This window comes from Methylomonas defluvii (genome assembly GCF_033949435.1).
Classification (GTDB): Bacteria; Pseudomonadota; Gammaproteobacteria; order Methylococcales; family Methylomonadaceae; genus Methylomonas; species Methylomonas defluvii.
The window spans coordinates 1-6,745 of the sequence record NZ_JAXARY010000049.1 but is presented as its reverse complement, the minus strand read 5'-3'; the positions used below and the strand labels follow the sequence as shown (position 1 = coordinate 6,745).

The following is a 6,745-nucleotide window of genomic DNA, read 5'->3' as shown; positions in this document are numbered from 1 at the left end:
GGGTGGCACAGTATAAGATTAAACTAGACATTGCATCTGGTATTGATCGGACAACCGCCAATACCAGATTCCTTATTTGCAACTGAAATATATGCCGCTGACCATCGGCGGCAGACGGCCACAAGCGGCCACAGAACAATCATTGAGGAATGACTGCAAACTGGCACATTGCCGCCGACGGTTTAGCTTCAGAAATCCAGCGGGCTTTTCGCTTCCTTGATCGTCCGACTAGGCACGGTATGCGTGTAAATCATGGTCGTTCGCAAATCACTGTGACCTAATAGTTCTTGAATGGTACGAATATCGACATTGGCTTGCAAAAGGTGACTGGCAAAGCTATGGCGAAACGTATGTGCCGACGCACGTTTCGCAATTCGGCTTCTGCGCACCGCCAATTTAATGGCCTGTTGCACATGGGATTCGTGCAAATGCCAACGCCGATATTCTTGACTGGACGGAACCAACGTGAGGGATTTCGCCGGAAACAACCATTGCCAGGCAAATTCTTTAGCGGCGTTCTTATATTTGGCATCCAGCGATTTAGGCAAGAACACACCGCCAGTCTTCGCTGCCACATCTTGTTCATGCAAGGCGGCGACTCGCTCTACTTGAGCAGCCAATTCAGTTGTTAAGACCTCCGGCATTGGTAGCGTTCGATCTTTCTGGCCTTTTCCGTCATGCACTGTCAATACCTGCAGGTCAAAATTTAAATCCTGCACTCGTAGTTTCAGGCACTCGAATAGGCGTAAGCCACAACCGTACAACAACTTGGCGACCAAGTCATAAGGCGGTTCCAATATACCAATAATTCGATCAACTTCCGGGCGCGATAACACCACAGGAATATAAGGACGACGCTTGGCCCGCACCACACCCTCGACTTTTCCGAATTCTTTTAGCAATACATGTTTGAACAAGAACAGTAACGCATTGAAAGCTTGATTCTGACTGGAAGCGGCAACCTGCTTATTCATGGCGAGATGGCTCAAAAAAGCTTTCACATCATCCATGTCCAACAAACGGGCATCTTTGCTTTTCGTGTAGGTTTGAAATTGCTGCAACCAGTAACGGTACGCTTGCCAAGTTTTGTTTGAATAATGACGAACCTTGATAGCGGCTTGCAGTTGTTCGTACACCGTCACCCAAGTGGCACCGGTTAACTTTGGCGACTCGTCGACAGGCGAAGGCTTCGTGGTTTCTGGTACGGGTCGTGTCGTAACGGTCTGGTTGACAGGACTCTGATAGGGTTCAGCTAATCGCTTCGATGTTAATGACTGATCAGGTAATGAATCGCTGGAAGGCGTTGATGTTGATTTAATCGCGCCGATCATGCGGTAATAGATGGCTACGGCTCGGCGAGCTTGTTGTCGTTGTGTTTCAGACTGACCTTTACTTTTCAACTTTTCGTCAAATGGAGCAAAGCTTGCAGTGAGCTTTGGGTTTGCTCCGTACTTGTTACAAAAGTCCAGATAAAACCGAAACCATTTATGAAAATCTCGGCGCTGTTGTTCGGGTACATTGCGCTGATGGAGTTGTGTTTCAAATGCCTGGCTAAGAGATGCGGGAACGGCTAACATGGCAACCTCCAAAGCTGATTTTGATATAGTGTGAATGATATACAGAAAGGAAAAATCCTTGCTAATCACAAATTTATTTGAGCAGCGCAGCTTTTATGGTAGATATACGGAACTATCTAATAACTTGTTAGGACTGCTGCTATGAAATTCAACGCGCTGTTCATTGGCTCACTGGCAGGAACACTCGCTGCCGTTGCTGCCTTCGTGGTTTTTGACTCGTGGGACTCCGGCTTCTTCCTGTCCAAAACCCCCAAGCTGATTGTTTTCCCGCTCATGGTTGCAGCTGCACAAACGCTACTTCTGGCGCTCCCTGTGCTGCTCTTGCTCAATCACTTCAAGCGACTCAATGGGATCACCTGGGTGCTAATCGGCGCACTGTGCGCGGCACTTCCATGGAGCATCTTGCTGTTGGCTACGCCGGAGCTTGTTGCGCCAACTTTCCTTTGGCTTGCGCTGTGCGGCGCTATTGGTGGCATAGTCGGGCACATCACAGCCCGGGCAGTCAGTCCTAACAATTCGTCCAAGCCGACGCCGCTTCGCGGCGCGGCTTAACTCAGGTGTTAGCACCCGCATGAACCATCTTGAGCAACTGACAGCAGAGTGGTACGAGTTTCGGGGCTACTTTGTGCGCCGAAATGTTCAAGTTGGGCGTCGCCTCAAAGGCGGATATGAGTGCGAGTTGGACGTGGTAGCGTACTGTCCAAACCGACAACACCTTGTCCACATCGAGCCCTCAATGGATGCAAATACTTGGGCGGTTCGTGAAGCACGTTACGCTAAGAAATTCGCCGCTGGAAAGAAGTACATCCGAGACGTGTTCAAGGGCATTGATCTCCCTGACCACATTGAGCAAATTGCTTTGCTCGGATTCGCAAGCACTGCCAATGTCAAAACTCTCGCTGGCGGCAAGATCATGACATCAGCCCAGTTTCTCCAAGAGATCACCTCAGAGATTGGCGGGCTCAAGATCGCCAGTGCAGCAGTCCCAGAACAGTACCCGCTGTTACGCACCATCCAATTCGCGTATCAGCATCGCAAAGCCGCGGGCTGGTGCTAACAATTCATTCAAGCCGACGCCGCTTCGCGGCGCGGCTTAATTCAGGTGTTAGGCTGCCAACACATCGAGAGGCCCCATGAAGATTTCTTCCAAGAAGTGCGTATTGTTCTCCAGCATCTTTGCGCTTGCATTGCTCAGCGGTTGTAGCTCCAAGCAAGCTAGCCCATCTGTGGCAATCGCTAATCCTGCTTCCGAATATTGCATGAAAAAAGGCGGCAAACTTGAAATTGTCAAAGAAGCGTCTGGGGAGAAAGGCATGTGCCATCTGCCTGACGGCATGATCGTGGAGGAGTGGGAGTTGCTCCGCCGTGACAACCCGCAGAAGTAACCGGTATCAGCTTAACAGTTCATTCAAGTCTAACCCGCTTCGCGGTACGGCTTAATTTTTTGCTCCTGATATGTTGAAAATTTTACGAGGTTCTCCTAAATGAATAAGCCTGTTTGTGTTGTTATCGGCGTTGGTGAAGGAAACGGAGCAGCCATCGCGCGTAAGTTTTCGGAAACCGGACATAGTGTCGCACTTCTAGCGCGTAACTTAGAGTTCACATCGAAATTGGCTGGCGAGCTGAACGATGCAATTGCTATTGCCTGCGATGTCACCAATGAACAAGACGTGCAAGCAGCGTTCGCTCAGGTACGCAATCAGTTAGGCGGGGTAACCTGCTTAATTTACAATGCGGGTGCGGGTTCGTGGGGTACGATTGAAGAAATTACCGCCGCCTCTTTCGAGGCCAACTGGAAAGTCAATGCGCTTGGCGCTCTGTATGCCGCCCAGCAAGTTATCCCCGCGATGAAAGAAAATGGCTCGGGTAATATTGTTTTTGTGGGCGCAACCGCTTCACGGCGTGGCGGCGCAAGAACCGCCGCTTTTTCACCCGCTAAAGCGGCGCAACGCGCGTTGGCGGAATCCATGGCGCGCCATCTTTGGCCTTTTGGAATCCATGTTTCGCTGCTTATTATCGATGGCGTTGTAAACCTTCCGGCTACGCGGGAAAAAATGCCCGACAAAAACGACGACTTTTTTGTCAATCCCGCCGACATCGCAGCAACGATAGAGCATCTTTGTACCCAACCCCGTTCGGCGTGGTCTTTCGAGGTCGAAGCCAGACCCTTCGGCGAAACGTGGTAGGGTTCTTGCCTATGTTAACGCATTAATTGGTTGATATTTTTATAGTTACCCTTTTTAGGAAAATCGCAAATGACCGGTACATTTTCATCCGCAGACAGTGCTGTGGTACTTATCGACCATCAAGTCGGAACAATGAAGCTGATTAAAAATATCCCGCTTGAAGTGGCCAAGCGGAATACCTTAGCCCTTGCCAAAGCAGCCAAGGCTTTGAATATCCCTGTCGTTCTTACCAGTTCGCAGGAAGAGAACGTCCAGGGGCCTTTGCTCCCGGAGCTCGAACAGATTTGTCCTGAGGCGTTCACGGCCCGAATTCAGCGTACCGGTATTGTTAATGCTTGGGATGACCCGCATTTCAAAAAAGCAGTCGAAGCGACAGGCCGCAGGAACCTCATTATGGCCGGTGTGACCACCGACGTATGCTTGGTTTTTCCATCAATCAGTGCGCGGCGCGAGGGCTACCAAGTGCAAGCAGTCATGGACGCTTCGGGATCGCCTTACGAACTTTCCGAAGAGATGGCTCGGCGGCGCATGGAACGCGAAGGCGTAATTCTCACCGCGACGAACACGCTGCTGGCTGAACTGGCTCAGGACTGGAGCGGTGTCGAAGGTAACCAACTGCTTGGCATATTATTTCAAGATGTGCTTCCACCAATAGCCTAACATTTCGCTCAAACCGACCCGCTTCCGCTACGCTCCAGCGGTCGGCTTAGCTTTGCGTTGAATGGCTGCTATTTGAAGCCCACCCGACATTGAGCGCAATGCTTCAAATGTCAACTTGGGGTCGATTGCGACAATTCGCCACTTCCAAAAGCCGCCATTCACTACTGGCGTAATCGTATCGGAATGCCTTACAGCATCGTCGGTTTTATTTTGCCCGATAACACAGCTATAGCCAGTTCCATTTCATCCATTGCCAGGATTTGATCAATCGTTTCATGTTTGATGCTGTTCGCGATCTGTAGAATTTCTTCGTTGACTTCCTTCAAGGTTGCCGATTGTTTAATCAGCCGATTAACTTCCTGGGTTTGTGCGGCGCTCAGTCGATCCTGCTGCCATCGGGAAAACTGTTCCAGGAAATACCTTTGGTCGTCCAATTGCTTGTCATATAGATCAAAGACCCGATTCAGAGTGGCATCGTCCAATACATAGGGCTTGGCTACCGCCTGACGCAGGTTGTCCAACTGAACCATGGATTCCTCCAGCATGCCGTCCACCATAAAGGTGAAGGTCGGCAACATACTAATAGGGTGCCACTGAATTTGTTGATCTTCTGGCGCCTGGTCCTGTGACGTTTCATCACCCCGTTTACAGTGACGTGCCAATAATTCTTCCAGTTCCTCATTAAATTCATTGGCCGTCTTTAGCTGAATGGGCTCGCGGTTCGGCCATACTTTCAATACTCTGGTTTTGGTATCGAAGCCTGGTGGCCCTAGTGGTTCGCCGATGATCCAAGTCGGCACATTGATTTCACAATATTGCCTGGCCATGTGTTGAGCGCAAACTTCAAGTACGTTTTCATCGGCACTATCGTCGGCAAAGAGCAATTGTGCCGCCCACTCCCCGCAATCTTCGCAGGGAATGAGGCTGCTTTCAAAGAGGTCTTCGGGTGGTGAGTTTTTGGGTGTGTCGGGTTGGGCGACGGGATTCAGTTCTAGCCGATGCTGGGAGAGGTCAAGATAATCGACGTTATCGCGGCAAACCCAGTGGAGCATTTGTCCTGACAGGTTTGGATTTCGCTCGAACAGGGCTACCGTTTTCCGGTATTGGGCGTCGGTGGTCTTGGCGTTTTGAATGAGCGGCAGGTTGTTTTTCAGCTCGATTAAATCATCCTCCCCCAGTTCCGACCGGAAAGCGGTGACGCTCCCTTTGGGATCGACCGCGAAAATAAAGTAATTCCCGGTTTCGAGCATTTTATTTAAGACAGTCCGCACTACCGGGTTGTTTGGGTTTAGCAGTAGATTGAATGTGGCGTAATGGTAGAAGTGGAAGCCAAAGTGAACCACGACGCAGTCGGCATTGCCGTACAACGAATGCCCGAAACTAAAACCGGTGCGGGTGTACTCCTCGGGAATAACTCTTTCGAGCCGAAGAGCCAAAACGCCGAAGGTTTGTTTCCGTTCCTCAACGAGGCCCAACGCACAGCAGGGTGCTTCGGCGGTCAGAAAATCATCGATAAACTGACTGTTGACGATAAGCCGTGGGAGTAGGGGATAGACGTTGCTCATGTGGCACACTTGGTTAGGCGGAGGTGGATTGGGGATGATAAATCATACCCGGATATAGAGTGATCACTAAATCCGTGATGCTTGCTTGAAGGAAAGTGTTGAAACTGCGATCATCAACGCCTAGTTTTTACATCCCACCTTTTGAGGAAACCATGCATAAATCCGAACTCATTGACGCTATTGCCAGCCATGCGAATCTCAGTAAAGCTGATGCCGGGCGGGGCTTGGATGGCATCCTCAGTGCCATTCGAAATACCTTGAAAAACGGCGATTCGGTATCGTTAGTGGGGTTTGGCACTTTCGAAGTCAAGGAACGTGCCGAGCGTCAAGGCCGCAATCCGCAAACCGGCGCTGAACTGACCATTGCTGCGGCAAAACTACCAGGCTTTAAAGCCGGAAAGGCTTTAAAAGACGCCGTTAACGGTTAAATTCTCTTGAGAGATAGAGGGCGTTGAGTGGCTCGAAGTCCTCTTGAAACTGCGCTATGATTCGACGATTAACTCACCGTCGAACCTTCGACATTTCAGATGACAAAATCGGAACTGATGGGGGTGCTGGCCGCCAAGCAAGCGCACCTGCTGCAAAAAGACGTAGAGCTCGCTGTCAACACTATCATTGATGTTTTGACTACCGCTATCGCCACTGGCGAACGAATTGAAATTCGTGGATTTGGTGGTTTTTCAACGATTCCCCGCAAAGCCCGTATGGGTAGGAATCCCAAGACCGGGGAGTCTGTCAGTCTACCGAGTCGGCACAC

Annotated in this window: 9 protein-coding genes; 7 read left to right on the top strand and 2 right to left on the bottom strand. The window is 50.3% G+C overall.

Going from position 1 to position 6,745, the window contains the following annotated elements; all coding sequences use genetic code 11:
• Window positions 1–188 precede the first annotated feature (188 nt).
• The gene (locus tag QLH52_RS24390) at window positions 189–1,646 is read right to left on the bottom strand and encodes an integron integrase (RefSeq protein WP_319963267.1); all 1,458 of its coding nucleotides are present in this window, start codon (window positions 1,644–1,646) and stop codon (window positions 189–191) included.
• Between the two features lie 72 nt (window positions 1,647–1,718).
• Between QLH52_RS24390 and QLH52_RS24385 the strand changes: the two genes are divergently transcribed.
• The 5 genes from QLH52_RS24385 to QLH52_RS24365 all read left to right on the top strand — a co-directional run bounded on the left by QLH52_RS24385 (window position 1,719) and on the right by QLH52_RS24365 (window position 4,423).
• Window positions 1,719–2,129 carry a hypothetical protein gene (locus QLH52_RS24385; RefSeq protein WP_319963266.1) on the top strand — a complete coding sequence of 137 codons (411 nt, stop codon included), beginning with the start codon at window positions 1,719–1,721 and terminating at the stop codon, window positions 2,127–2,129.
• Between the two features lie 184 nt (window positions 2,130–2,313).
• Entirely contained in the window at window positions 2,314–2,634 is a 321-nt protein-coding gene (locus QLH52_RS24380; protein WP_319963265.1) for a hypothetical protein, read from the top strand.
• Window positions 2,635–2,710: 76 nt separating this feature from the next.
• Window positions 2,711–2,962, top strand: coding sequence for a putative hemolysin (locus QLH52_RS24375; RefSeq protein ID WP_064028471.1), 252 nt, complete (start codon window positions 2,711–2,713; stop codon window positions 2,960–2,962).
• A 99-nt stretch (window positions 2,963–3,061) separates the two neighbouring features.
• Window positions 3,062–3,763, top strand: coding sequence for an SDR family NAD(P)-dependent oxidoreductase (locus QLH52_RS24370; protein ID WP_064028469.1), 702 nt, complete (start codon window positions 3,062–3,064; stop codon window positions 3,761–3,763).
• A gap of 69 nt (window positions 3,764–3,832) precedes the next feature.
• A complete protein-coding gene (locus tag QLH52_RS24365; protein WP_064028467.1) occupies window positions 3,833–4,423 on the top strand; it encodes an isochorismatase family protein in 591 nt (196 codons plus the stop codon).
• Window positions 4,424–4,611: 188 nt separating this feature from the next.
• On the opposite strand, the gene QLH52_RS24360 is transcribed toward QLH52_RS24365, so the two are convergent.
• The gene (locus QLH52_RS24360) at window positions 4,612–5,988 is read right to left on the bottom strand and encodes a hypothetical protein (protein WP_313731101.1); all 1,377 of its coding nucleotides are present in this window, start codon (window positions 5,986–5,988) and stop codon (window positions 4,612–4,614) included.
• 152 nt (window positions 5,989–6,140) lie between these two features.
• Here QLH52_RS24360 and QLH52_RS24355 point away from each other — a divergent pair, with 152 nt between their 5' ends.
• Both QLH52_RS24355 and QLH52_RS24350 read left to right on the top strand, forming a co-directional pair.
• Complete coding sequence (locus QLH52_RS24355) at window positions 6,141–6,416, top strand: HU family DNA-binding protein (RefSeq protein WP_313731103.1); 276 nt, start codon at window positions 6,141–6,143, stop codon at window positions 6,414–6,416.
• Between the two features lie 99 nt (window positions 6,417–6,515).
• On the top strand, window positions 6,516–6,745 hold a 230-nt coding region (locus QLH52_RS24350; RefSeq protein ID WP_319963264.1), incomplete at its 3' end, for an HU family DNA-binding protein.

Bases quoted from the DNA above. Each gene is read 5' to 3' on its own strand.
- QLH52_RS24385 (WP_319963266.1), top strand. From the start codon at position 1,719: ATGAAATTCAACGCGCTGTTCATTGGCTCACTGGCAGGAACACTCGCT.
- QLH52_RS24380 (WP_319963265.1), top strand. From the start codon at position 2,314: ATGGATGCAAATACTTGGGCGGTTCGTGAAGCACGTTACGCTAAGAAA.
- QLH52_RS24375 (WP_064028471.1), top strand. From the start codon at position 2,711: ATGAAGATTTCTTCCAAGAAGTGCGTATTGTTCTCCAGCATCTTTGCG.
- QLH52_RS24370 (WP_064028469.1), top strand. From the start codon at position 3,062: ATGAATAAGCCTGTTTGTGTTGTTATCGGCGTTGGTGAAGGAAACGGA.
- QLH52_RS24365 (WP_064028467.1), top strand. From the start codon at position 3,833: ATGACCGGTACATTTTCATCCGCAGACAGTGCTGTGGTACTTATCGAC.
- QLH52_RS24360 (WP_313731101.1), bottom strand. From the start codon at position 5,988: ATGAGCAACGTCTATCCCCTACTCCCACGGCTTATCGTCAACAGTCAG.
- QLH52_RS24355 (WP_313731103.1), top strand. From the start codon at position 6,141: ATGCATAAATCCGAACTCATTGACGCTATTGCCAGCCATGCGAATCTC.